This is a genomic window from Pseudomonas sp. NFACC51, from assembly GCF_900103575.1.
GTDB classification, from domain to species: Bacteria; Pseudomonadota; Gammaproteobacteria; order Pseudomonadales; family Pseudomonadaceae; genus Aquipseudomonas; species Aquipseudomonas fluorescens_Q.
On record NZ_FMXH01000002.1, the window covers coordinates 109,130 to 134,344 of the forward strand.

The 25,215-nt window shown below is 63.2% G+C and carries 22 protein-coding genes; 7 read left to right on the plus strand and 15 right to left on the minus strand.

The genetic code is table 11. The features are described from left to right. Nucleotides 1-27: 27 nt before the first annotated feature. The 8 genes from BLT00_RS04555 to gspG form a co-directional block, all read right to left on the minus strand. Nucleotides 28-1,212 carry a substrate-binding domain-containing protein gene (locus tag BLT00_RS04555; protein ID WP_092145859.1) on the minus strand — a complete coding sequence of 395 codons (1,185 nt, stop codon included), beginning with the start codon at nt 1,210-1,212 and terminating at the stop codon, nt 28-30. A 510-nt stretch (nt 1,213-1,722) separates the two neighbouring features. After that, nucleotides 1,723-2,934, minus strand: coding sequence for a type II secretion system inner membrane protein GspF (gspF, locus tag BLT00_RS04560; protein ID WP_092145861.1), 1,212 nt, complete (start codon nt 2,932-2,934; stop codon nt 1,723-1,725). Beyond that, nucleotides 2,934-4,352, minus strand: a complete 1,419-nt coding sequence (gene gspE, locus BLT00_RS04565; protein WP_092145863.1) for a type II secretion system ATPase GspE — start codon at nt 4,350-4,352, stop codon at nt 2,934-2,936. Before gspE ends, gspF begins: the two co-directional genes overlap by 1 nt. Nucleotides 4,353-4,524: 172 nt before the next feature. Then, on the minus strand, nt 4,525-6,888 hold the full coding sequence (gene gspD / locus BLT00_RS04570; RefSeq protein WP_092145865.1) for a type II secretion system secretin GspD: 2,364 nt from the start codon (nt 6,886-6,888) through the stop codon (nt 4,525-4,527). Further along, nucleotides 6,885-7,457, minus strand: coding sequence for a type II secretion system protein GspM (gene gspM / locus BLT00_RS04575; protein WP_092145867.1), 573 nt, complete (start codon nt 7,455-7,457; stop codon nt 6,885-6,887). The genes gspD and gspM overlap by 4 nt, the downstream gene beginning before the upstream one ends. Beyond that, nucleotides 7,450-8,622 (minus strand): type II secretion system protein GspL, encoded by a 1,173-nt coding sequence (gspL, locus tag BLT00_RS04580; protein WP_092145869.1) that lies wholly within the window; start codon nt 8,620-8,622, stop codon nt 7,450-7,452. Before gspL ends, gspM begins: the two co-directional genes overlap by 8 nt. Then, nucleotides 8,619-9,605 (minus strand): type II secretion system minor pseudopilin GspK, encoded by a 987-nt coding sequence (gspK, locus tag BLT00_RS04585; RefSeq protein WP_092145871.1) that lies wholly within the window; start codon nt 9,603-9,605, stop codon nt 8,619-8,621. Before gspK ends, gspL begins: the two co-directional genes overlap by 4 nt. An 8-nt stretch (nt 9,606-9,613) precedes the next feature. Beyond that, the gene (gspG, locus tag BLT00_RS04590) at nt 9,614-10,063 is read right to left on the minus strand and encodes a type II secretion system major pseudopilin GspG (protein WP_018614378.1); all 450 of its coding nucleotides are present in this window, start codon (nt 10,061-10,063) and stop codon (nt 9,614-9,616) included. Between the two features lie 147 nt (nt 10,064-10,210). On the opposite strand from gspG, the gene gspI reads away from it, so the two are divergent. Continuing rightward, nucleotides 10,211-10,585 carry a type II secretion system minor pseudopilin GspI gene (gene gspI, locus BLT00_RS04595; protein WP_063320785.1) on the plus strand — a complete coding sequence of 125 codons (375 nt, stop codon included), beginning with the start codon at nt 10,211-10,213 and terminating at the stop codon, nt 10,583-10,585. 112 nt (nt 10,586-10,697) lie between these two features. On the opposite strand, the gene BLT00_RS04600 is transcribed toward gspI, so the two are convergent. Beyond that, nucleotides 10,698-11,141 carry a type II secretion system protein N gene (locus BLT00_RS04600; RefSeq protein WP_092145873.1) on the minus strand — a complete coding sequence of 148 codons (444 nt, stop codon included), beginning with the start codon at nt 11,139-11,141 and terminating at the stop codon, nt 10,698-10,700. 116 nt (nt 11,142-11,257) lie between these two features. On the opposite strand from BLT00_RS04600, the gene gspH reads away from it, so the two are divergent. Both gspH and BLT00_RS04610 read left to right on the plus strand, forming a co-directional pair. After that, nucleotides 11,258-11,710: a type II secretion system minor pseudopilin GspH gene (gspH, locus tag BLT00_RS04605; RefSeq protein ID WP_092145875.1), complete on the plus strand. Its 453-nt coding sequence runs from the start codon at nt 11,258-11,260 to the stop codon at nt 11,708-11,710. Continuing rightward, on the plus strand, nt 11,707-12,318 hold the full coding sequence (locus BLT00_RS04610; protein ID WP_092145877.1) for a PulJ/GspJ family protein: 612 nt from the start codon (nt 11,707-11,709) through the stop codon (nt 12,316-12,318). Before gspH ends, BLT00_RS04610 begins: the two co-directional genes overlap by 4 nt. Before the next feature lie 158 nt (nt 12,319-12,476). On the opposite strand, the gene BLT00_RS04615 is transcribed toward BLT00_RS04610, so the two are convergent. Genes BLT00_RS04615 through BLT00_RS04625 form a run of 3 tightly spaced genes read right to left on the minus strand, consistent with a single transcriptional unit; the run spans nt 12,477 to nt 14,630 of the window. Continuing rightward, nucleotides 12,477-13,418, minus strand: coding sequence for a FecR family protein (locus tag BLT00_RS04615; protein WP_092146057.1), 942 nt, complete (start codon nt 13,416-13,418; stop codon nt 12,477-12,479). 37 nt (nt 13,419-13,455) lie between these two features. Further along, nucleotides 13,456-14,001 (minus strand): sigma-70 family RNA polymerase sigma factor, encoded by a 546-nt coding sequence (locus BLT00_RS04620; protein WP_072347363.1) that lies wholly within the window; start codon nt 13,999-14,001, stop codon nt 13,456-13,458. Beyond that, on the minus strand, nt 13,998-14,630 hold the full coding sequence (locus BLT00_RS04625; protein WP_092145879.1) for a secretin and TonB N-terminal domain-containing protein: 633 nt from the start codon (nt 14,628-14,630) through the stop codon (nt 13,998-14,000). Before BLT00_RS04625 ends, BLT00_RS04620 begins: the two co-directional genes overlap by 4 nt. Nucleotides 14,631-14,835: 205 nt before the next feature. On the opposite strand from BLT00_RS04625, the gene BLT00_RS04630 reads away from it, so the two are divergent. Continuing rightward, nucleotides 14,836-15,177 carry a hypothetical protein gene (locus tag BLT00_RS04630; RefSeq protein WP_092145881.1) on the plus strand — a complete coding sequence of 114 codons (342 nt, stop codon included), beginning with the start codon at nt 14,836-14,838 and terminating at the stop codon, nt 15,175-15,177. A gap of 180 nt (nt 15,178-15,357) precedes the next feature. Here BLT00_RS04630 and BLT00_RS04635 read toward each other — a convergent pair whose 3' ends face one another. After that, nucleotides 15,358-15,798: a carboxymuconolactone decarboxylase family protein gene (locus BLT00_RS04635; protein WP_092145883.1), complete on the minus strand. Its 441-nt coding sequence runs from the start codon at nt 15,796-15,798 to the stop codon at nt 15,358-15,360. Between the two features lie 195 nt (nt 15,799-15,993). Between BLT00_RS04635 and BLT00_RS04640 the strand changes: the two genes are divergently transcribed. Both BLT00_RS04640 and BLT00_RS04645 read left to right on the plus strand, forming a co-directional pair. Then, nucleotides 15,994-17,427 carry a MocR-like pyridoxine biosynthesis transcription factor PdxR gene (locus tag BLT00_RS04640; RefSeq protein ID WP_092145885.1) on the plus strand — a complete coding sequence of 478 codons (1,434 nt, stop codon included), beginning with the start codon at nt 15,994-15,996 and terminating at the stop codon, nt 17,425-17,427. A gap of 123 nt (nt 17,428-17,550) precedes the next feature. Continuing rightward, nucleotides 17,551-17,844, plus strand: a complete 294-nt coding sequence (locus BLT00_RS04645; RefSeq protein WP_092145887.1) for an antibiotic biosynthesis monooxygenase family protein — start codon at nt 17,551-17,553, stop codon at nt 17,842-17,844. A gap of 45 nt (nt 17,845-17,889) precedes the next feature. On the opposite strand, the gene BLT00_RS04650 is transcribed toward BLT00_RS04645, so the two are convergent. Continuing rightward, entirely contained in the window at nt 17,890-19,176 is a 1,287-nt protein-coding gene (locus BLT00_RS04650; protein WP_092145889.1) for a delta-60 repeat domain-containing protein, read from the minus strand. Between the two features lie 452 nt (nt 19,177-19,628). Between BLT00_RS04650 and BLT00_RS04655 the strand changes: the two genes are divergently transcribed. Then, a complete protein-coding gene (locus tag BLT00_RS04655; RefSeq protein WP_092145891.1) occupies nt 19,629-20,033 on the plus strand; it encodes a cupin domain-containing protein in 405 nt (134 codons plus the stop codon). 183 nt (nt 20,034-20,216) lie between these two features. Here the strand turns inward: BLT00_RS04655 and BLT00_RS04660 are convergent, their stop codons facing one another. Next, complete coding sequence (locus tag BLT00_RS04660) at nt 20,217-25,085, minus strand: NAD-glutamate dehydrogenase (RefSeq protein ID WP_092145893.1); 4,869 nt, start codon at nt 25,083-25,085, stop codon at nt 20,217-20,219. Nucleotides 25,086-25,215 lie beyond the last annotated feature (130 nt).

The window sequence follows — 25,215 nt, forward strand, 5'->3', positions numbered from 1 at the left end:
GCTGTTGCAGGTCGTTCAAGCCTGGGCTTACAACGGACGACCGATGGCGTTGCAGACACTGGTGTTGCCGATGCTCAGACCGCTGGAAGCCGTGACGAAGGAATCACGAATGGCAGTTTTCCAAGCCGAAGGCAGTGGCACGAAACGGTTGGCGGTGATGGCCGAGTCGTTGTTGGTCAACGAACCGTAGTGACGGCTGAAGAAGTTGCGAACCTGAGTGGTCTGGGTCGCATCGGCGTAGCACTGGCTGAAGATCACGTTGGTGAAACCCAGGATTGGGTAGCCGGTGGTTGGGTAGAGGCGCAAGCTAGGGTCAGCCGGAATGGTTTCATCGATCACTTTTTGGGAAGTGAAAATAGGCACCCAGGCGTTTGGTTTTGACCGGTCGGCAACAGCAGGAACCGTAACGGCATTGATAGCTGCCGACACGTTGGCTGGTGCAGGGGAAAGACCGCCAACACGAGCGACCTTGGTGGCGTCGTCCAGACCGGCCAGGGTAGTAGCGGCGTAATCCGGGCTCATATAGGTGATACGACCCTGCGCAGCGTTCAGTGCAGTCATCACGTTAGCACTGCCGGAGGCGGAAACGGCACCAGCTGGCAGGCCACCGCTGTAGCTGGAGGCGAAGGTGGTGGTGACACTGAAGGTGCCGGTTTCAGCGCACTTGGCATTCAGGAAGCGGGTGAACAGCTCGGTGGTGCCGCTGCTTTCTGAACGGTAAACCACGGTGATTGCGCCAGTACGGCCCGAACCAGTGATCTGGCTCCAGTCGGTCAGACGGCCGGAGAACACGCCGCACAGTTGGTTGACGCTCAGGTCGACGTTGGCGGTGCCAGTCTTGTTGAACGGAATGGCAACCGAAGTGGCGACCGAAGGCACCTGGATCAATGGACCCCAGGCGGCACCGTGGGCACTGACGTAGGTGCTCAGTTCAGTGGCGCTGAGCTTGGAGTCGCTACCAGCCCAGTGCACTTTCTTGCCGCTGGTGTCGCCAGGCACGAACTTGGTGTAGTCGTTGGTCAGGAAAGCAGCCTTGCCAGCACCGCTGCCCACGCCGATGTAGGGGGCAAAACCGGCAGGCAGTACGCCGGAAGTCTGATAGAGCGGCTGAGGCAAGGTAGCACCACCGCCGTTGACATCAGCCATGGCGGCCTGAGCGACGCAGAGGCCGGCGAGGGTCAGGGATACCGCGAGAACGTTGCGCTTAAACATGAAGAATCTCCTTTCATCGTGTTCGTACGAAGGTTGGGTGACGCGTGCTTGCCGTCATGGCGCTCGGTCCTGTGCCGGTGGCGATGGGGTGAGGCCATGGGTTAGAAATTCGCAGTTTCCGGTGACAGATAAAGGAAAAAACCTCGGGAGCCGAGGGCTGTTTTTCAGGTTTTTTCCTCGGGTGTTCGAGGGCTCTGCGCCGTGGGTTCAGGCGGATTTTCCAGGGGGATGGCGAGGGTTGGCCGTGGAGGGGGCGGTGGACGGTTGCCGGGCGACGGAAGATGACAGAACGAGGAACCCGAGTTTGGCGAGGGTGAGGCTCGGGAGGTGTCGCGTCACTGCCAAACAACGGGCTGCTTTTGTGGCGAGGGAGCTTGCTCCCGCTGGGTTGCGAAGCGACCCCAAACCGGCTGACTGCGATCTGTCTGTTGTACTGGAAAGTCAGGTTTTGGGTCTGCTGCGCAGCCCAGCGGGAGCAAGCTCCCTCGCCACGGTTTTGTGCGCGGTGGGCTATTGAACCAACTGATTGATCTCGATAATCGGCAGCAACACCGCCATGACGATCACCAGCACCACCGCGCCCATGACCACGATCATCAGCGGCTCCAGCAGCGCGGTCATGCCCATGGCCCGGCGTTCGATGTCGCGGGACAGGGTTTGTGCGGCGCGTTCGAGCATCGGCGGCAGGCAGCCGGTTTTCTCGCCGCTGGCGATCAGGTGGATCAGCACCGGCGGGAAGACCTTTTCCACCCGCAGCGCCGCCGCCAGGTTGACGCCTTCGCGAACCTTGGCCGTGGCCTCGCTGACGCTCAGGCTCAGACGGTCGTTGGACAGCGTCTGGCGCGCGGCCTCGAGGGCTCGCAGCAACGGCACCCCTGCTCCGCCGAGAATTGCCAGGGTCGAGGCAAACCGCGCAGTGTTGAGGCCCAGTACAAAACGCCCGATCAGCGGCAGGCGCAACACCCGCGCGTGCCAACTCAGCCGCGCCGCCGGTTTGCGCAAGTACATACGCCAACTCCAGAAGCCACCGGCCAGCACGCCAAAACACAACCAGCCCCAGGCACGAATGAAATCACTGGCAGTGAGCATCGCCACGGTCAGCGCGGGCAGGTCTTGCCGGGCCTGGGAGAACGCGCTGACCACCTGGGGCACCACGTAGCTGAGGAGGAAAATCACGATGGCGATCGACACCAGCCCCACCACCCCAGGGTAGATGAACGCCGTGAGGATCTTGCCCCGCAAGTTGTTACGCTCTTCGATGTAGTCCGCCAATCGCTCCATCACCTGGGCCAGGTCGCCGGACTCTTCACCGGCGGCAATCAACGCCCGATAGATTTCCGGAAAATCCCGGGGGCGTGCCGCCAGGGCTTCGGCCAGGCGCATGCCGCTGCGCACATCGGCGCGCACCGCGCTTAAGGTCTGGGCGATGTGCTTGCGCTCGGCCTGCTCCACCGTAGCGCTCAATGCGGCCTCCAACGGCAGGCTGGCGCCCAGCAGGCTCGCCAGTTGGCGGGTGGCCCAGGCCAGGTCGTTGTCCGAGAGCTTGGCGCTGAACAAGCCTCCGCCGTTGGCCGGTGGCGTGTTGCGCTCGACCTGCACCTGCAATGCCGTCAGCCCACGGCTGCGCAACAGGTTGAAGGCTGCCCCCTGGCTGTCGGCTTCCAAATGTCCGGATTCGATCTTGCCCTGGGCGTCGGCGGCCTCGAAACGGTAGCGATTCATCAGGCGTCCCGTGTCACGCGCAGGATTTCTTCAGGGGCCGTGGTGCCACTGCGCACCCAGCGCTCGCCATCCTCGCGCATGCTGAACATCCCGGCTCGGCGGGCAGCGGCGCGCAGTGCCTGCTCCCCTGCCCCCTGGTGGATCAGCGTGCGGATGTCATCGTCAATGCAGAACAGTTCATGGATCCCGGTGCGCCCGCTGTAGCCGGTCTGGTTGCAGCTCGGGCAACCCACCGGGCGCCAGGTGCCGGGCGTGGCCGGATCCGGTTGCTTGCACTGCGGGCAGAGCCTGCGCACCAGTCGCTGGGCCAGCACGCCGAGCATCGACGAGGCCAGCAGGAACGGCTCGACGCCCATGTCGATCAAGCGGTTGATGGCCGACACCGCGTCGTTGGTGTGCAGCGTCGCCAACACCAGGTGACCGGTGAGGGAGGCCTGCACGGCGATTTGCGCGGTTTCCAGGTCGCGGATTTCGCCGATCATGATGATGTCCGGGTCCTGGCGCAGGATCGCCCGCAACGCCAGGGCGAAGGTCATGTCGATCTTGGCGTTGACCTGGATCTGGCTGATGCCCGGCAGATCGTATTCCACCGGGTCTTCCACCGTGAGGATGTTGTGGACGCTGGCGTCCAGCCGGGCCAGGGCGGCATAGAGGCTGGTGGTCTTGCCGCTACCGGTGGGACCGGTGACCAGGACGATGCCGTGGGGCTGACGGATCAGGTGATCGAGCTTGCCCAGCACGTCCGGGTCCATGCCTAACGTTTCCAGTTGCAGGCGTCCGGCCTGCTTGTCCAACAGCCGCATCACCACCCGTTCGCCGTGGCCGGTGGGCACCGTCGAGACGCGGATATCGATCGGGCGCCCAGCCACGCGCAGGGCGATGCGTCCGTCCTGGGGCAGGCGTTTTTCGGCGATGTCGAGCTGGGCCATGATCTTGATCCGCGACACCAACGCGCCGTGCAGGGCCTTGCGCGGCGAAACCACATCGCGCAGGGTGCCGTCGACGCGGTAGCGCACCACCGAATGGCTCTCGTAGGGTTCGATGTGGATGTCGCTGGCCTCGTCTCGTGCGGCCTGGGTCAGCAAGGCGTTGATCATGCGGATCACCGGCGCGCCGTCCTGGGTGTCCAGCAGGTCGGTGATCTCGGGGATGTCCTGCATCAACCGGTCGAGGTCCACTTCGTTTTCCGCCGCGCCCACGACGGCGGCAGCACTGCCCGTGTCGGCATAAGCACTGTTGAGCAGCCCATCGAGCTCCTCGTCGCGCACCCGCTCCAGCCGCACGTCGCCGAACTGACGGCGCACCTCGCTGATGGACCAACCCGGCGTGGACGGGCACACCATCAGCACCGCCCCCTCTGCGGACTGACGCAGTACCAGGCGCTGGGCCTTGGCCCAGGCGTATGGGAGGGTGTTCATGGGCACACTTCCTCTACGACTGACCCACCCACCACTGTGGCGAGGGAGCTTGCTCCCGCTGGGCTGCGCAGCAGCCCCAAAACCAGGCACCTCGGTGTGGCAGGCAAATAGCATGCAATCTTTTTGGGGTCGCTTCGCAACCCAGCGGGAGCAAGCTCCCTCGCCACGGAATTCATTGTCCAATCGGCTCCATCACAGGCACCGCCTTGATCACCGCCCTGGGCATCTGCACCCCGGCAGGCGCCGTCCCCGGAATCGCCCTCGCCGAGGCCGGCAACTGCGGGGCCTGCATGTCCGGCATTGCCCAGCTACGGTCTGGTTGCAGCAGGCCTTGGGCGCGACGCATGAAGTCGTAGCGGTTGAGGGTAATGCCGCGTCCCGCCGCCGTGTCGCGGATGATGTAGGGCCGCAGGAACACCATCAGGTTGGTCTTGGTGATCTGCCGCCGTTCGTTGCGAAACAGCGCACCGATCCCCGGAATGGTCGACAACCACGGTACCGCGTCATTGCTCTGGCTGTAGCCATCCTGCAGCAACCCGCCGAGGACCATGATCTGCCCATCGTCCAGCAGGATGCTGGTGTCGATGGCGCGCTTGTTGGTGACGATGCCGGTGGTGCTCGAAGCACGATTGTCGACGCTGCTGACTTCCTGATAGATGTCGAGCTTGACCGTCCCGCCTTCGGAAATCTGCGGCCGGACATTGAGCTTCAAACCCACCTCCTCGCGGGTCACGGTCTGGAACGGGTTGTTGCTGGTACCACCGCCGCCGGTGACATAGCTGCCGCTGACGAAGGGAATGGTCTGGCCGACGAAAATGCTCGCCGCTTCGTTGTCCAGGGTCAGCAGGTTCGGCGTCGACAGCACATTGGTGCCACCCTTGCTCTTCAAGGCCCGGGCCAGGACCTTGAGATCGAGAATCTTGCCGATACCCGGAATGTCCACCGTGCCGTTCACCACCCCCAGGTTCAGGCCCTGGGGCAAGACATCGATGCTGGTCTTGCCGTTGAGGTTGAGCCCGGTGCCGCCGAGGTTGACCCCGCCGATCACCCCACTGCCACCGAGGTTGCCGGTCTGCCATTGCACGCCGAATTCGCTGGCGTCGTCCTCGCCGACTTCGACGATCAGGCTCTCGATCACCACTTGGGCGCGCCGCTGGTCCAACAGGTCGATGACTTCCCGCAGGTTGCGGTACAGCGGGTCCGGCGCGGAGATCAGCAAGGTGTTGGTGGTGGCGTCGGCCTGGATGGTCACGCCGCCGGCGCTGAAAGCGGTGTTCTGTTCGTTTTTCGTCGAAGCGGAAGTCGTGCCGTTGCTGCCTTGGCCGTAGCCGTTGCCGCTGGTCGAAGCATTGCCGCTGGTGGTGCCGCTGGTGCCATCGCCACTGCTGCCCTGCCCACTCTGTCCGTTGGTACTGGCGCCCATGCCACTGAGCACCGAGCGCGAGTTGTCGCTGCTCTCGCCTTCACTCTCCCCGGTGAGCAAGCCGCGCAGGGCCTGGGCCAGTTTGCCGGCCTGGGCATTGCGCAGGTACACCACATGCAGGTTGCTCGGGTTGTTCTGGGTGTTATCGAGCTTGTAGATCAAGTTGCGCGCCAGCTCCGTGCGCTCGGGGCTGCCGGCGCGGATGATGATGGAATTGGAGCGCGGGTCGCCGATCACGTTGATCTTCTGGGTCTGGTCGCCGCCCTGGGTTTCCAGCAGATCAGAGACCATTTGCGCGATGTCGACCGCGATGCCGTTGTGGATCGGCACCACGTCGGTGTCGATGGCACTCGGGGTGTCGATGCCTTCGATGAGTTGCGCCACCCGCGACAGGTTCTCGGCGTAATCGGTGACGACAATGGTGTTGTTGCCCGGGTAGGCATTGATCGGGTTGTTCGGCGACACGATCGGGCGCAGCACCGGGATCAGATTCACCGCGTTCTCATATTGCAGGCGGAAGGTGCGGGTGAGCATGCCGTTGCCGGCCGGTTTGTCGGCACTGTAGATCGGCCCACCCAGCAGTTTTGCATCGGCCTCCGGCACCACCTGGGCCACGCCACCGACGTCGACCACGCTGAAGCCTTGCATGCGCAGCGCGGCCAGCAGCATGTCGTAGGCTTGGTGGGCCGGGACCTGGCCTTCGGACACCAGCGTCAGGTTGCCCTTGACCCGCGGGTCCACCATAAACTGTTGACCGGTGGAACGGGACAAGGCTCGCACCACCGCCTGGATATCCGCCTCGACGAAATTCAGCGTCACCGGTTGATCGCCCAAGGGCGTACGCGCCGGCGCATTGTTGCGCGGCTCGCGAGCACGGGTGGTGAGGTCGACCTGATGCCGCACCGCGGGCTTATGTTCACGCAGGTCCTGGGCCCGCTGACGATCGAGCACTGCATCACCACTGCGCTGGGTACTCCCCAACGGAATGCCCAACTCGCTGTCCACCAGCAACGGTGGCTGCGACGCGGGCGGCGTGCTGTTGCACGCACTCAACGCGAGCAACAACAGCGGTGCAGCCTTGCGCCAATGACGTGGGTATCTGGCCCCTTTCATGAAGCTTCCTTAGCGCCTTGCGCCTGATCCATGCGAACGGTTCCGGACAGTGTGCCGGCGGTATTGTCGGTGTCGTGGTTGTCGCGATTGGCAAGGGCGGTGCGCTGCAAACGGGCCTCGATCACTTCCAGGGAGAATTGCCGTGGGTTGCCCAGCAACCAACTGATCACCGCCTCCGCTGGGGCCTGGTCGAACGTGAGCTGCCAGGTGTTGGGGCGCTCGGCGCCTGGCGCTTGCAATTGGTAATGCTGGCTCAAGCCACTGGCGTCCAGGCTCTGGCGCAAGGCGGTTTCAAGAGGTTGCTCGGGTGCGGGCCCCGCGACGTCGCGCAACAGCACTTCGAGGGCTTCGGTCTGTGAACGCAGCTTCGGGGTTTCGGCTTGCCAATAGGCGATAGTCTTGAGCGGCGGCTGGATCAGTGCGAGCCAGACCAGACAGCCGCCCAACACCAGCGCAGCCAGGGCCACGGCGGCTTGCTCACGCACCGCCAGCCCCTGCCAGAACGTGCGCAAACGCGTGCGATAGGTTGCCCAGTGCCCCCACACCAATGCCAGAGAATGCTTATTCATCATCGGCGTCCGGGTTTTCGTCGGGGCTGCCCTGGCCGGCCGGTGCCACACGCAGGGTCCAACCCTGATCGATGGCGGCGACGTCGATGCCGGCCTGGACCAGGGGGATTTTCCAATCCTCTTCGGCGGCGGTTTTCTGCGCCTCGGCCACGACATTCAGGCGCAACTCACCGTTCTCGAACACCAGCGCCTGGACATTGCCGCTCATGAACGGCATGGCACTGCCCGCCTGTTGCACCAGGCTGGCAAAGCGTTGGGCCGGGTCGGTCGCCGCACCGTTCTGGCGCGCAGCGATTTGCTGACGCGCCTGTTGCAGCGGGTTGAGAATCACCGGCAACTCGGGAAACGCCTGCTTCACCCGCTGGCTCATCTGCGCCTTGAGCCGTTGACCCTGGGCTGCTTCACGGGCGGCGTAGAGGTTCAGCCCAATCACCCACACCGCCAGTGCTGTCGCGCAGATCGCCGCCGCCCGGCCCCAGCCACCGCGCTCGACGGCGTTGCGTGCAAGGCCGGCATGCAACCCCCAGCCTGGCGCAGGGCCCATCCAGCGTTGGGTTTCGGCCAAGGCATCGATCGAAGGTTGCGGCGGCGCCTCGCCCACCCAATGCACCCCGGGCCCCGTTTCCAGTAGCCACTCGTCCAACGCCTCTTGTTGCAACGGTTGCACCACGGCGTGCTGCAGGTCATGGCGCACCAGCAGATGGTCGTCCTCGATACAGGCCACCGGCCCCGACAGCACCGGCAAGGCGTAGGCCGCCGGGTAGAGGCCACGCAGTTTCATGCCGGCCTGGTGCACAAGCCGCCCGAGATTGGCGAGGGATTCACGGTCCAGCCAGGCGATCTGCACCTGCCCACCGACCCCACGCGGGCCATGGGCCACCTGCATCTGTTCGCTGGCTCCGAGCATCAGGGCCTGGGCCGCGCACGTCACCGCTGCGGTGATCCTGGCCGCCGGTAACAGCGGCAACTCCAGGCGGGTCAATACGCTGTCGCGGGGATGAAGAAAACACTCCACCGAAAGGTTTTTACCACTCTGGCCCAGCGCCCGAAGGCTGCTGCGGCCTTGCTCACGGACCTGGCCTTGGCGATCAAGCCAGGCAAACGCCACCGGGCTGTCGAGGTCCAGGCTGTCCAGCGGCGCCAGGGCGATGCGCAAGCGCGTCATACCCCCACCCTCGACCAGATCACCTGGGGCAAGCGGTCCTCGGTACGTTGCAGCAACGCCTCCAGCTCGACCCGCCGCTGACCACTGCGTGCCTGGCCCCGCAGGCGGAACCAATCACTGGTGATGCCGACCTTGACGCTGGCCGTGTCCAACTCCGGCATGCGCAGGCGATTGACGAAATCCCCGCGATTGATAAACCAGTGGCCGCCATCGCGCTCCCTGACCAGAGCCTCGGCCCGTTGCAGCGACAGCCCCGGTACGTAGGCGGCCAGCACCGGGGCGCTGGCGGTGTTGCCATTGAGCCAGGTGTTGGTGGGCAGGATCGTCACGTACGGCGCCAGTGTGTCCAGCAACCGTGTGGTGACGCCTTTGACGCTGCGCAAGTCTTGCAAGGTGCGCAGCATCGGGCGCGTCGGGGCCAGCGGCGTGTTGTCGGCCTGGGGCGAGGTTTCGCGGCCGCTGTTGAAGGTATTGGCCTTTGGCGCCTGGTCCACCCGCTGCGGACTCAACAGGCGCGGATAGGCCTCGACCACCCTGTCGACGATACGCGTGCGGACAGTCGCGGCCACGCCCAATTGCTGGCACAGGCGTTCGAAGGCGCGCACTTGTTCCTCGTCCACCCGCTCATTGGCGACGAGGTTGCGCAGGTTGAACTTGCCTTGCTCATCTTCCAACTGGCCTTCGAAGGGTGTGTCGATCTGGCCTGAACCCGGTATCACGATAGGTTTGGCCCAAGGTTGGCCGAAGCGCGTCAGTGGATCGCGCTGCCTGGCATCCCAGAGCAACTGGCGACTCAGTTGCAGGCCACCCTGCAACCGCGCCGAGCCCTGGACACGCAACTGCTCGGCCTCCAGGCTGCGGGTGAACAGGGTCTGGCGGGTCAGCATGCCACCGGCAATGACCGCCACCACGGCAGCAATCAGCAAGGCACTGATCAGCGCCATGCCGCGCTGCTTCGCCGCGAGGGGCGAATCCGTTCGCATCACGGCCCTTACAACTGCCAGGAGCCAATGTCGGCATTCACGCCGTCGCCGTCAGGCTGACCGTCGGCGCCAAGGGAGAAGATATCGACTTCGCCGTTGGCACCCGGGTTGAGGTAGTTATAAGGACGGCCCCATGGGTCGTTGGGCAGGCGCTCCAGGTAAGAGCGCCAGGTGCTGTTTTTCGCATCGGCCGGCTTCTCCACCAGCACTTTGAGGCCCTGGTTCATGCTCGGGTAACTGCCGTGGTCCAGGCGATACAGCTTCAGGGCTTGCATCAGGCCGCCAATGTCCTGTTTCGCCGCCGTTGCCCGCGCCTGGTCGGGACGGTCGAGCACCTTGGGCACCACCATCGCCGCCAGGATGCCGAGGATTACCACCACGACCATGATTTCGATCAGGGTGAAACCCCGCTGCCCGCGAGGGCCTTGGGGACGGGCGTTGTAACGGGCGATCTGCATCTCGACGGTCCTTCGCTGGATTCGATTCGAGGCGCAGTGTTGCAAGAAAATATGTCAGTGATATTGAAATTGCTCAGGAGCTTGCGTCGTCAATTGGTCACGAACGCCGGCTAATCTTCAAGGCTGCCCTCACCCCGAGCCCGCGCCATGCCACGCCTCGCTCCGCAAGCCGGCTTCACCCTGATCGAAGTGCTGGTGGCCCTGGCGATCATCGCCGTGGCCATGTCGGCCGCTGTGCGCGTGGCGGCGGTGATGACCCAGAGCAACGGCCTGCTGCGCGACAAATCCATCGCCCTGCTGGCCGCCCGCAGCCAGCTGGCGCAGTTGCGTCTGGAAGGTCGTTTTGCCCAGGGCTCGAAAGTGTTCGAATGCGACCAGGGGCGATTGCTGTTGCGTTGCGAACAGAACCTGCGCCCGGCGGAAAACGGCCGGCTGCTGCGGGTTGAACTGAGCGTGTCGGATCGCAGTCGCGAAGCACCGCCGTTGGCTCGGCTGGAGACGTTGGTCAGCCGGGAAAAATAAAGGCAGCCCCCCCTGTGGCGAGGGAGCTTGCTCCCGCTGGGTCGCGAAGCGGCCCCAAAATCTTGCGGTTGCTGCGCAACCGAGCGGGAGCAAGCTCCCTCGCCACAGAGGTTCAGCGCTGGTTTTCGGAGCGTATCAGGGACGGCAAACTCACCGGATCCGGCAACCGAGCCAGGACCAACCGGGTCTGCTCATTGCCACGTTCGATGACCACCGCCTGCGCCTCGATCGCCACCAACCGTACGCCTTGGGCCACCCTTTCACCGACCAGGAAACTGCGCGGCGGTCCGTCGTTGAGACTGAGGATCGCCACGGGCGTGTGCGTGCCGGCCATCACACCGCTGACCTTGATGTCCACCGCTGCCGGCTGGTTGGAGAACCATTGCAGCGCCGGGTTATCGGAACGTTCGGCCATGCGTTGCGGGGCGACATCCGGCGTGCGCGACTCGGCCGACGTGAGCAGCAGCGAAGACCAGGCCGCCACCCCGGCCAACGCCGCCAACAGACCCACGGCCTGGACGATTTGCGCCGGGGACACACGCTCGATGAACGCCATGGCCTGAATCTCCTTTCTTGGGTTCCAGCGTCCAGCCTACGCGTCAATTCTCTCCGTTTTATTTCACATCCTTATCATCTTCACCGTGCAGGATGGTTTCACGCAAAGGAGCGCGCATGAACCTCGGCAAGCAACGCGGTTTCACCCTGATCGAACTGATGGTGGTGCTGGTGATCATCGGCATTGCCAGCGCCGCCGTGAGCCTGAGCATCAAGCCGGATCCGTTGAAGTTGCTGCGCCAGGACGGCGAGCGGCTGGTGCAACTGCTGCAACTGGCCCAGACCGAAGCCCGCACCGACGGGCGACCGATTACCTGGCGCTGGGACGCCAAGGGGTTTGGTTTCAGTCGTCGCGCCGATCAAGGCACCGGGTTGGATCGTTTCAAGGATGATCCGCAACTGCATCCGCGTCGCTGGCAGAGCCCGTCGATGGAGGTGCGCGTGGACCCCAGGCAACGGGTGGTGCTGAATGCCGAGTGGCTCGGCGAGCCCTTGCAGATCCGCTTGTCGGACGGCGTGAACAGCCTCACGGTGCAACGCAGTGCCGCGGGGCGGGTGCAACTCCAATGAGTGTCCGGCAGACAGGCTTCACCTTGCTGGAAGTGATGGTGGCGATCCTGCTGATGGCGGTGGTCAGCCTGATCGCCTGGCGCGGGCTGGACAGCGTGACTCGTGCCGACAGCCATTTGCAGGCCAGTACCGAGCAGACCGAAGCGCTGCTGCGGGTGTTGAACCAACTGGAGCGCGACGTGGCCCTGCGCGCCAGCATCGAGCTGAGTGAACCGGTCAAACCCGGCGTCGACGACCAGCCCTCGACCGCCCCGCCCGCCCTCACCGTGCGCAGCACCGAAGGTCGGGGCTTTCGCCTGGATGTGATCCGCGTGGCGGCGACCCAGGAAGGCGAGTTGCAACGGGTGCGCTGGTGGCTCAAGGGTGACACGCTTTACCGCGCCCAAGGCCAGGCCCGCAGTCGCTACCCCCTGCCCGCACCCGGCTCGGGCGTGGCCGTGCTCAGTGACGTCAGCGATGCCGGACTGCGGTTCTGGGACAAGGAAAAAGGCTGGCGCAAGCTCAGCGGCAACCGCCAGGAAAACCCAATGGGCATCGAAATCAGCCTGACCCGCCAGACACCCCAGGGGGCCGAAACGTATCGACAGGTGTTGGGGCCGCTGGATTAGCTCGCGATAGCGGTGGGTCTGTCAAGGATGATGTCGAATGTACCGGCCTCATCGCGAGCAAGCTCGCTCCCACAGCGTTAACGGGTGACCTCAAGATTTGGGCACACCCTTGTGGGAGCGAGCTTGCTCGCGATGAGGCCCGCCAGGCGCCGCAGGCCTCAGCTCAGCACCACCACGCCACCCGGCAACTCGGTGCATTTGGCGCCGTAGGCATCGCGGATCAACAGCGCCACGCCCGCCAACTGGTCGAGGCGAAACCGCGCCTGGACCTTGCGCTGGCCCAGTTCGCGGTTGAGCAGCAGCAACATGCCGGGACGGTAGCGGTTGATTTCGTCGATGACGCTGGCCAGGGTCGCGTCGTTGAACACCAGCACCTGCTCACGCCAGGCAACGGCGGCCGACACATCGGCACGCTTGGGCGCGCCCACCTGGTGAGGCTCGTAAGTCATCTGCATGCCCGGCTCCAGACGGAACCGCCGGCCTTGCACCTCGACCTGCACCACGCCCTCCAGGCAGGTCGCGCAGACGCTCTGGTCGGTGTAGCGGATGTTGAAGCGTGCCTGGGCGGCGCTGATCCAACCGGCGCCGGCCTGGACGCTGACCACCTGGGCACTGCGTCCCTGCACTTCAATCTCGCCGCTGAGCAATTCCAGTCCTTGTCCGCCATCGGCCAGCGCGCGGCGACTGAGACGGGTCTGGGTGTTGAGCTCCAGGCTGACGCCTTCGGCCAGTTCCACGCGGCGCTGTTCGCCGACGTCGGTGACGTAGTCGGCTCCCAGCCCGGAAACACCGCCTGGCACCGTGGCGCGGATCAACAGGAAGGCCGCCGATGCCGCGATGGCGCCACCCAGCAACGCCCGGCGGCCGAAATGCCGCGGCGCCTGCAACGCTGCGGCGGCCGGTTGCAGCCCCTGCCACAACGCCTTGGCCTGTTCGAAGGCCTGGGCATGTTCGGGGCTCTGCCCGCACCACAGGCGCAAGGCCCGGGCATCGGCCACGGTGGCGCGCCCCGAGGTCAGCAGGATCAGCCAGTCTCGGGCCTCGCCGGCCAATCGGGCCTGGGGCGTGGCGTCAGGGGAAGCGATGCTGAAGATGTTCAAGCGCACACACACTCACGAAAGGGTCGGGTCTCTACTCTCAAGACGGTTTTCCCGCGCCGGGACCGAACCGCTGAATGACTTTTCTTTCCAGGCGCTGGGCGCAGTGCCCCAACGCAGCCTTGATCTCCTTCTCCACCATGCGCGTGGAAATACCGAAGCGCTGGGATATTTCCAGGTGCGGTGCTTCCTCCAGGCGTGCGGCGATGAAGATCCTGCGGCGGCGCGCCGGCAGTTCGTACAAGGCCTTGAGCAGGGTCTGCAGCTCCTTCTGCCCACCCACCACACGGGCCGGATCCAGCGCTTCATCCGAGACCTGCAGCAATTCCTCGATTTCATCGCCCGTGAGCAAACGCGCATCGGCCTGCCGGCGGTCGGCGGCGATATTCAGGGCCATGCGATACAAATAAGCGTTGGGCTGGGCAATCTCCTGGGTATCGACCATGCGATCGACCCGCAGGTAGGTTTCATGCAACACATCGTTGGCCAGTTCCTCGGAGCCCAGGCGTCTGCGCAGGCGCACCTTGAAATCCTCATAAGAGGTGAGGAACAACCTCACCAACGGGCTGCGACCGGAGTCTTTCATCGCCCGGACACCCCTTCCCCTGCTATGCATTCCATGCTTCTTCCTGATAAGTCGGGTAACAAAAGCAGGGTCACCGGCTGGCGCAACGAGCTGGGCGCCGGGCGGTCGATCCTGAGGTTCTGCAAACTGTTGACCAAGGCCTTGTCCCGCATCAGGTCGCCCGTGGAACTGACCAGGCGACTGTGCTGGACCACGCCGTCCCGGCCGATCCACACTTGCAGCACCGCCCGGAAACTGCCTGGGCGGGTCAACGGTGAACGACACAAATTGCGCTGGATGACCGCCTGGATCGCTGCCGCGTAGTTGCTGTCACTCAAGCCTGGGGTGACGCCGGGAGGCAACGGCACCTCTCGGACCCGCACCGGCTGCAATGTGAACGCATCCGCCCGGGCATAGTGCGCCGCCAGTCCGGTGCCGCTGAGCAACACCCTCAACCCTTCGGAAGGTGTGAACTGCCCCTGGACACCCAGCGTATGACGCTGGCTCGACAACTGACGGTCCACCAGCACCGCCATGCCCGTCGCCCGGCTGAACTGCTCCAGCGCCGTGGTCAGTTCCTGGGGCGCGATGTCCAGGTCCACCAGGCCGACCGCCTGGATCGGCCCGGCCAGCAGACACAGCAACACCATCAGCCACCCCAAGGGCGCCCTGGTCAATCCACGTCCGCGTCCGCCCCCGGCTCTGCCCTGCTGCACGACTGACGTATCCGTTGAAAATCGTCATCCTGAGGGGTGTTTATGAATGTCGTATGACAACCGATACAAATCCTCCAGGCCGCACTAGACTGGTGCCCTGACAACGCACCGTCCGCTGCGGCGGGCCAGGAGGTCGCAGATGAAACCGTGGATGAACATGATGGCAGGCCTCGGGCTGTTCATGGCCCTGCCCGGGGCCCAGGGTGAAGAAGCCCCGGCCTGTATCGAGGTAACCGTTGGCGGTTACAAGACCCCAGACTACAACTGCCTGAGTCGGCAGATGGGCAACGACCCCCAGGCCGCGAAGGCGGCGCAACAGGCCCAGGACGCCATGAATGTGCCGGTCAACGAGCGCGCTCCGAACAGCATTGGCCTGGCTACCCCGGCGGCCACGGGGGTGCGCATGGGCAATACATTCGGCACTTCGGTCAAGCCCCAACGGCCGCCGGCTACCTCGGGGACCTCGCCGCTGCTCAAGTAACGACGCCGCTTTTGTGGCGAGGGGATTTATCCCCGTTGGGGCGCGAGCGGCCCTAAAGCCTGACAGCTCGGTATGTCAGATAGATTGAGTTCTTTGTTTTTTGGGCCGCTACGCAGCCCAACGGGGATAAATCCCCTCGCCACAAAAGCAGCTCGCCACAGTCTCCTTCAGGATTGGCAATCAAGCACTGGGACTCTGGCGAAAACTCACCGCCAGCCGGTTCCAGCTGTTGATGGTGCTGATCGCCAGGGTCAGGTCCACCAATTCCTCCTCGCTGAAACAGGCCCGGGCCTGGGCATAGATTTCGTCCGGCACCTGGCTTTCAGCCAACAGCGTCACCGTCTCGGTCCAGGCCAGGGCGGCGCGTTCGCGGGCCGTGAAAAAACCGCTGTCGCGCCACACCGCCACCGCGTAGAGCCGGCGCTCGGTCTCGCCCTGGCGTCGGGCCTCCACCGAATGCATGTCGGTGCAGAAGGCACAGCCATTGAGTTGTGAAGCGCGGATCTTGATCAAGTGCAACAGCGCCGGTTCGATACTCAGGCGGCTGGCCAGGGCTTCCAGGCCGATCATGGCTCGCATCGCCCCGGGGGATGCGGTGTAGTAATCCAGACGCGGGCTCATGGCGGGCTCCGTGGCATTCGAGACCTTCACGGTAAGCTCAGGGACCGGTCAATGACAGGTCCAATTCGGCGAAAAAACCGGGGACAAGTCCAATGCACAGGATTTTCCCCACGCAACTTCTATGCAGTCGCACAATGCGGGTAATCTTGCGCCTTTGACGCCGGCCACCGAACAACCGCCCAGGAGCTTGCGGGTATGGAACTTCATGTTGTCATCAACGGCCGCAAGGACCTGTCGGGCCAGTTGTATCAACAATTGCGCAGCGCCATCGAAAGCGGTCGCCTGGCGGCCGGCACGCAGCTACCGCCCAGCCGCCTGCTGGCCGAGCAACTGGGCGTCTCGCGCAAGACCGTCTCCGACACCTACGCCCAACTGACCTACGAAAACCTGCTCACCGGCATCATCGGCAAAGGCACCTACGTCAACGCACGGCCGGCCAGGATCGTGCGCAAGCAGAGCCACCGCGAGCTGGCCGGTGCCGACGTCGTCGAAGCCTGGCGCACCATGCCCGACCTGATGCGCCATCCCACCCTCGAAGGTGCGTTGCGCTACGACTTCATCGGCGGCGCCACGGGCAAGGGTCAGTTTCCGCTGGACGACTGGCGGCGTTGCACCGCCCACGCGCTGCGTCAGATTGCCAGTGCCAAGGGCTTCTACAGCCAGCCCGAGGGCTTGCCGGCGCTGCGCAATGCCATTGCCCGGCACATCGCGTTTTCCCGCGGGGTCAATTGCCAGGATGAAGACGTCGTGGTCTGCAACGGCGCGCAACAGGCCCTGGACCTGATCTCGCGGGTGCTGACCCGTCCCGGCAGCCTGGTGGCCATGGAAGATCCGGGCTATCCACCGGCGCGCTTGCTGTTCGGCTCCCAGGGCGCCACGGTGGCCGGGGTGCCGGTGGACGAGCAAGGCATGCGGGTCGACCTGATCCCCGACGGCACGCGGCTGATTTATGTGACGCCCTCCCACCAGTTTCCCTTGGGCATGCCCATGAGCCAGGCCCGCCGCAACGCCCTGCTGGCGCGGGCCTATGAGCTGGGGGCGATCATCATCGAAGACGACTACGACAGCGAATTCCGCTACGAAGGCCGGCCCGCCGATTCGTTGCAGAGCCTGGATGAGCGCGGGATCGTCGCGTACGTGGGCACCTTCTCCAAGACCTTGTTGCCGGAACTGCGGCTCGGCTATGCGATCCTGCCGCCAGCGATTCTTGAAGCAGTGATCCTGGCCAAGCGCCTCACCGACCAGCACACCTCCACCCTGCCCCAGTGGGCGTTGGCGAAGTTCATCGCCGAGGGCTGCCTGCTCAAGCACATCCGCCGTTGCCACACGCTGTATGCCGGGCGCCGCGAGCGAATCCTGGCACGCATGGGCGGGGATTTGTCGCCCTGGTTCGAGGCGGTTCCCACAACCGCAGGCTTCCACCTGGCAGTGCTGTGCAAGGTGCCCATCGACCTGGCGCTGGTGATCGAGCTGGCGAGAAAAGCCGAAGTCGGGCTGTACAGCCTTGACGGCTTTTTCAATGAGGCTGCGGTGCGTCCCGGCCTGTTCCTGGGTTTCGGCGCCATTGACACCCTGGACATTGACATCGCCCTGGACCGCTTGCGAGACATTTTGCAGCAGGTCACTTGAGCCATTGGACTGGGCATTTATCCGCTCATTGGCTGTTTTAGCCTCGCCATTACAGGCCTATCCTGCTGGGGTCTCGTTGATGTCGAGCCAAATCCCGTCCGACTTGATTCAGGAGCCAGAACCATGACTCGCCAGGTGATCAATACCGTACAGGTCCAAGCCGCCGCTGGTCGCTCGGAAGAACTGGGCCGCCAGTTGCAGAAAATCGTCGAAACCCTGCGCGCGCAGCCTGGGTGCGATGCCTACATGGTTGACCGTTGCCCGGACGACGGTGACCGCTGGACCGTCAGCGCTCGCTGGCAATCGGAAGCGGCGATGCAAGCCCATTTCAACTGCCCCGAGGTGCAGGGCTTCATCGGCCTGATCGATAGTCGCCTGGCCCGCAGCGTGGATTTCAACAGTTTCCCGATTGTCTGAAACGCACTGTGGCACCCCTGCCTTTACGTAGCCGGACGCCAGCACTCAATTTTTGAAACGAAGAACGACCGGTCTGAAGCCGCTCTCCGAGAAGAACATCCCGATGACCACAATACGACCGTCCTCCTGTAGTGCAATGGCTTGAGGATGATCGACACTGCTGCCGATTTTGGTTCGCACAATTCCCGTGCCATCGCCAAAACTGCCGTCCAAGCTGGCATCGCTCAGGTATCGCGCAAGCAGGATGTCGGCCTCTTCGCCCCCCAGAGTAGCGCCCGTTACGACAATTTTTCCGCTGTCATCAGTGGCAACACCGATCCATTGCGATCCGTACGGATTGTCGTCAATCAATGTCAACAACGGCACCCCTCGGTTGAACAGCGGATCATTCCTGCCATCTGGGCGGAGGCTTAGCAGAAAGCCAGCTGTTGGAGCGACGGTTGTCGAACCTGCAGCGACGAGATTCCCGTTCTTTTGCAACGCCAATGACAGAATTTGAGTCGGCCTTTCAATCTCAGTGAGAACAAATCCCGCACTGCCAAAACTTGGGTCAGCCGTTCCGTCAGACATATAACGTGCAGTGAATGCAGCTTCGCGTCCGCCAACGATGGCTATCCCGGCGACGACGATTTTTCCATCTGGCTGGATCAGGTGTGTGGTGATTGCAGTCGAACACTCAGGGTATCGCACGATGACGAAGCCCTTACCGTTGTTCAGGCTGAGATCCAGATTGCCGTTCGACTCAAGCCGCATCAGCACGCCGACACTATCGATAAAACTGTAGCGGTGTACGCTGGTCATCCAGATTTTTCCATCAGGGAGGACTGTGGCACTGACACTGCTGCGTCCGCTACCGTCACGGGTTGCATTATCCGCAATGGCTGGATTGGATTGATCCAGTGGTAGCCGGATGACGACATGGCCTTTAAAACCGAACCTGGTGTCCAGACGCCCATCGCTGTAAAAACGTGCTGCCGCAGACAGGCTGGGGCTATATTGATCATCTTCCTTAAAGAGGCCAGTCAGTAGTATCTGACCATTGTCCAACAGTGAAATGGACTCTCCGCCAGAGGCGTAGCCCTCTGCGAAGCTGCCCGTGATCACACCGTATTCGCCAAAGTCCCTGTCGGCGGATCCGTCTGGGTTCAGGCGGATAATGCTGTAGTTCTGGCCGAATCTCCCGGCGATGAGCACCTTGTGGTCGGGAGCGATGGTAAGCCCCGAAACGCTCCCGGGCATGAGAGGGTCGGCGGAGTTGGAAGGGAACACTTTTCCGCCAGAGCCAAAGGTAGGATCAAGGCTTCCGGCGTTACGAGACAAGTCAGTAGACATTGGATAACTCCTGTATGGGTTGAGAGCCCTTGTGCCAAATACCGGGGTTGAAAATTCAATGCTCTACTGCTGATGCAAGGGCGATTTCGTTTTGCTCCATGAATCCGGCCCCGTCAACTGTCAGTCCTGACAGTTGACGGCTGGCAAAATGCGTGGGGCATATAGAACACTTCTCCTGTGACGAGGGCGCTTGCTCCCGCTGAGCCTGTAGGAGCTGCCGAGTGCAACCAGGCTGCGATCTTGTCCAATCCAATTGATCTCAATCGAAAGATCAAAAGATCGCAGCCTTCGGCAGCTCCTACAGGGGGGGTTACCTTTCAAGTTTGGTGGATCACGGTATTGGTCTACCCGCCTTCTTAAAGATTGGACGTTTGTTTGCACCACCGTGGGGCTTAGGGTGAATCCATCGCCGCGCCAGCGCGAACTCACTCAAACCCACGAAGGTCATTGCAATGAAAACCCTCTGCCTGATCGCCACCCTCAGTCTGCTGCCCCTGGCCCCGGTCTATGCCCACGAAACCGCGCCTTCGGAAAAGGTCAACGTACTGCAGGAGAAGATGCTGAAGAACCTGCCGGGTAAAAAAACCATGATGCTGACGGTCGACTACGCCCCCGGCCAGTCGTCCGTTGCCCACAAACATGAAGGAACGGCCATGGCCTATGTGCTGGAAGGCGCCATCACCTCCCAGGTCAAGGGCGAACCGGCGAAGACCTACAAGGCCGGTGAATTCTGGTATGAAGCGGCGGGTTCCGAGCACCTGGTGTCGAAAAACGCCAGCACGAGCCAACCGGCGAAATTGCTGGTGTTCATGGTGATGGGAGAGGATGAAGCGGTATTGATACCGCTGAAGAACTAACGGATCAATGCAATCCCCTGTGGGAGCGGGCTTGCTCGCGAAGACGGCGGCACATCCAACACTTGTGCAAGCTGACCCGACGCATTCGCGAGCAAGCCCGCTCCCACAGGGGTCCACAGTGAATCTTGAAAGCAAAAAAAGCCCCGCATCTCTCAATGCGGGGCTTTTTCATTCAACGCCGAATCAGTTGGCCGTCACGACCGCCTGACCGCTCATTGCCACGTCCAACAGCTCGCGGTTGGCGACCGCGTACATGGCGTAGTCGGTACCGCTGGCAGCACGGATGTCCACCAGCATGGCACGCCAGCGCTCGACCATTTCGTGGTGCTGCTCCAGCCACAGTGCCAGGCGAGTTTCCACGTCCTGGGCGCCATCGCCCTCTTGCAGGACCGAGATGGTGATCGCCCGCTGTTGCCAGTCGACATCATCACGGAACGCTTCACGGGCCAGTGCCTGCCAGTTGTTTTCCACCGGCAGTGCGCTGATCTGTTGCAGGTACCAGGTGATGTCCAGGGCGCTGCCCACGGCGAAGTAGGCCTTGGCCACATCGGCGGCGTTCTGGCCGGTGACGTCGGACGCCTCGATGATCGGCAGCAAGGTGTACAGGTGCGTCGTGCCGGCAACCATGCGCGCCAGCAGCTCCGGCACACCAGCGGCCACGTAGGCCTGGTAGCGGGTCTGCCAACCTTCGCGGGTCGGACCTTCCAGCAGTTCGTCGAGCTTGAGGCCCAACGCCGCCAGGTGCGGACCGAAGTGCGCCACGTCACGGGCAGCGTTCTGCTCGTTGCGGCGGCTGCGCAGGAACCAGCGCGTGGCGCGACGACCCAGGCGCATCAGCTCGTCCATCAGCTCCAGTTGCACGTCGGCGGACACCTGGTGGTCCAGGGCTTCGATCTGCCGGAACCAGTGCGGGAGATGGAAAATATCGCGCACGATCACATAAGCGCCCGCCACGTTCGCCGGGCTCATGCCCGTCGACTCCTTGAGCCGTTGCACGAAGGTGATGCCCATGTGGTTGACCAGGTCGTTGGCGATCTGGGTGCTGACGATCTCGCGCTTGAGGCGATGGCGACGCATGGCCTCGGAGAACTTGCTCACCAGTGTCGGCGGGAACGCCGTCTCCATGTCACGGGTCAGGTAGTCGTCGTCCGGTACCAGGGAGTTGAGCAGCGCTTCCTTGAGGTCGATCTTGCTGTAGGAGATCAGCACCGACAGTTCGGCACGGGTCAGGCCATGGCCCGCCGCGACACGTTCGGCCAGCTGTTCTTCGGTCGGCAGGAACTCGATGGCGCGATCCAGCTTGCCACGGGCTTCCAGGTCGTTCATCAGGCGCTTGTACTCGGCGATCCGCACGAAAGCGCGACGGGCCGCCAGGGACAGGGCCTGGGTCTGCTTGTAGTTGTTGCCCAACACCAGGCCACCGACTTCGTCGGTCATGCTCGCCAGCAACTGGTTGCGTTGCTTGTCGGTCATGTCGCCAGCCTGCACCACTTCGTTGAGCAGGATCTTGATGTTCACTTCGTGGTCGGAGCAGTCCACGCCGCCGGCGTTGTCGATGAAGTCGGTGTTGGAACCGCCGCCATTGAGGCCGAACTCGACGCGACCCAGTTGGGTCATGCCCAGGTTGCCGCCCTCGCCCACGACCTTGCAGCGCAGTTCGTTGCCGTTCACGCGCAGTGCGTCGTTGGCCTTGTCGCCGACATCGGCGTGGCTTTCAGTGCTGGCCTTGACGTAGGTGCCGATACCGCCGTTCCACAACAGATCCACCGGTGCCTTGAGCAAGGCATTGAGCAGTTCGGTCGGGGTCAGTTTGTCGGCCTTGATGTCGAAGCGTTCTTTCATCTGTGGCGAGATGGCAATGCTCTTCGCGCTACGCGAGAAGATACCGCCGCCTTCGGACATGATGCTGGTGTCGTAGTCGGTCCAGGCCGAACGCGGCAGATCGAACAGGCGCTGGCGCTCGGCAAAGCTGCTGGCAGGCTCCGGGTTCGGGTCGATGAAGATGTGCAGGTGGTTGAAGGCCGCGACCAGTTGCAGCTTGTCCGACATCAGCAAGCCGTTGCCGAACACGTCGCCGGCCATGTCGCCGACACCCACCACGGTGATGCTGTCTTCCTGGACATTGATGCCGCGTTCGCGGAAGTGGCGCTGCACGCCGACCCACGCGCCCTTGGCGGTGATGCCCATTTTCTTGTGGTCGTAGCCAGCCGAACCGCCGGAGGCGAACGCATCGCCGAGCCAGAAGCCATAGTCGATGGCGATACCGTTGGCGATGTCGGAGAAGGTCGCAGTGCCCTTGTCCGCCGCCACCACCAGGTACGGGTCATCGTCGTCATGACGCACGACGTTGGCCGGCGGTACCAGCACGCCGTCCTTCAGGTTGTCGGTGATGTCCAACAGGCCCGAGATGAAGATGCGGTAGCAGGCGATGCCCTCGGCCGCGATCTCGTCCCGGCTGCCGCCCAACGGCAGGCGACGTGGCAGAAAACCGCCCTTGGCGCCCACCGGCACGATCACCGAGTTCTTCACTTGCTGGGCTTTTACCAGGCCGAGCACTTCGGTGCGGTAGTCTTCTTCACGGTCGGACCAGCGCAGGCCACCGCGAGCCACGTTGCCGAAGCGCAGGTGCACGCCTTCGACCCGTGGCGAGTAGACGAAGATCTCGAACTTCGGTACGGGCTTGGGCAGTTCCGGGATCAGGTGCGGGTTGAACTTGAAGCTGAAGTAGGACTTGTTCTGGCCGTTGGCGTCGGTCTGGTAGAAGTTGGTCCGCAGGGTGGCCTTGATCAGGTCCAGGTAGCGACGCAGGATGCGGTCTTCGTTGAGCACCTGGACGTCGTCCAGGGCCGAGAGAATCGCTTGCTCCAGGCGCAACTGCTTGTCTTCCAGGTCATCGCCGGTGAGTTTGCGCGCCAGGTAGAAGCGGGTCTTGAACAACCGGGTCAACTCGCGAGCGATGTCGGTGTGGTTGTTCAGGGTGCTGGCGATGTAACCCAGGTCGAAGCCCAGGCGGATCTGCTTCAGGTAACGGGCATAGGCACGCAGCAGCGCCACGTCGCGCCATGGCAGGCCGGCGGTCAGCACCAGGCGGTTGAACGCATCGTTCTCCGCATCGCCACGCACGATGTGGACGAAGGCGTCCTGCAAGGTGTCGTTGAGTTGCTGGATATCCAGGTCCAGGCCTTCGGCGGCGGTGAACGCGAAGTCATGGATCCAGAACTCGCGGCCATTGGTGTGGCGCAGGCGGTACGGGAATTCACCCAGCACGCGCAGGCCGAGGTTTTCCAGGATCGGCAGCACGTCGGACAGCGCCAGTGGCGTATCGGCGTGATACAGCTTGCAGTGCAGCTCACGCTGGCCAGAGACCTGGCCCAGCGGCTGGTAGAAGCTCATGACCAGCGGATTTTTTTCGCTCAGGCTCAGCAGGTGCTGCATGTCGACCACGGCCGAGTGCGCAGCAAAGCGCTCGCGGTAGCCGGCCGGGAAACCTTTCGGGAAATCCGACAGCACGTTGGTGCCCTGGGCTTCACCGAAGCTCTCGACGACCAGGCTGGCGTAGTCGTCCTTCCAGCTGCGGCAGGCCTGCACGACTTCTTTTTCCAGCAGCAACGGGTCGATGTCGATGCGGTTCTTCGGGTCCACCCGCAGGATCAGTTGTACACGGGCCAGTACGGATTCGGAGAAGAAGGTCCAGAACTCGCAGTCCGAGGCCTTCAGGCGATCCATCAGCACTTGCTGGATCTTCTGGCGCACTTCGGTGGAATAGATGTCACGTGGCACGTAGGCCAGGCAGTAGCAGAAACGGCCATACGGGTCTTTGCGCAGGAACACGCGGATCTTGTTGCGTTCCTGGATCTGCACGATGGACATGACGGTGCTGAACAGCTCGTCCACCGGGGTCTGGAACAGGTCGTCACGGGGCAGCACTTCGACCACCTGGGCCAGTTCCTTGCCCAGGTGCGCCTTGGCCTGGAAGCCCGAGCGACGCTCGATTTCCGCGACCTTGCGGCGGATGTACGGGATGGCCCGCACGCTCTCGCCATACACCGAAGAGGTGTACAGGCCCATGAAGCGGCATTCCTTGATGACCTTGCCGTCGGCGTCGATTTCACGGATCGACACGTAGTCAGGATAGGCCGGACGGTGTACGCGGCTCGGGTGCGCGGCCTTGGCGAACGACAGCGGCGTCGGTTCGCGCAGGTAATTGACGGCGTAGTCTTCGATGCGCAGGTCTTCGGCGGTCAGGCCGGCGCGCAGCAATTTGGTCAGGCCCAGGAACGAATCGGGGTTGTACTCGATGTGGCCACCATCGGCCTCGTCACGAACCACGAACTCTTCGTAGCCCAGGAAGGTGAAGTGGTTACCCACCAGCCATTCCAGGAAGCTCTTGATCTCGCTCTTTTCATCAGCGTCGATGGCGTAGGCGCTGCTGTCCAGGCTGTCGAGGATTTCCTGGACCTTGGCTTTCATCGGTTCGAAGTCGGCCACGGCCACGCGCACTTCGCCCAGCACTTGCTCAAGTTCCTTGCTCAGGACGTTGAGTTCGGCGGCGTTGGCGCAACGGTCGATTTCCAGGTACATCAACGACTCTTGCAGGATGTCGTCGCCCTGGGTGCCTTTTGGCAGGATTTCCAGCAACTCGCCCTTGCTGCCGCGACGCACGCTCAGCACGGTGGTTTGCAGGGTATGAATGCTGTAGCCGCGACGGTTCAGCTCGGTGCGGACCGAGTCCACCAGGAATGGCAGGTCGTGGTGCAGCACTTCCACGGCCGTGTGGGTCGACTGCCAACCGTGGCGTTCGTAATCGGGGTTGTAGACGCGCACCTGCGGTTGCGCGTGATCGAAGCGCTCAAGCAGGCGCCAGGCAGACAGGGTGCAGCCGGCGAGGTCGGACAACCGGCGCTGGGTAAGTTCATCGAGGGAAATGATGCCGAAGAATTGTTCAGCGAACAGCGCCACTTGTGGCAGTGCCTGTTCACTGATGTGCTGCGCCAGTGCCGCTTGCAGTTGATGCTGGAAGTCGGCCTTGCTGGCTGCGGTGAAGAACGCCATCTGTGGTACTCCGCTTGGGCTTGTTATTGATGAAAGCGTCGCGTGCAACCCCTTGCGGGGTTATCGGCCATCCCGTTCCTGATTCTCGGGCAGAGGAAACAGGATGACAGGTGGATGAAGCTGGACAGGA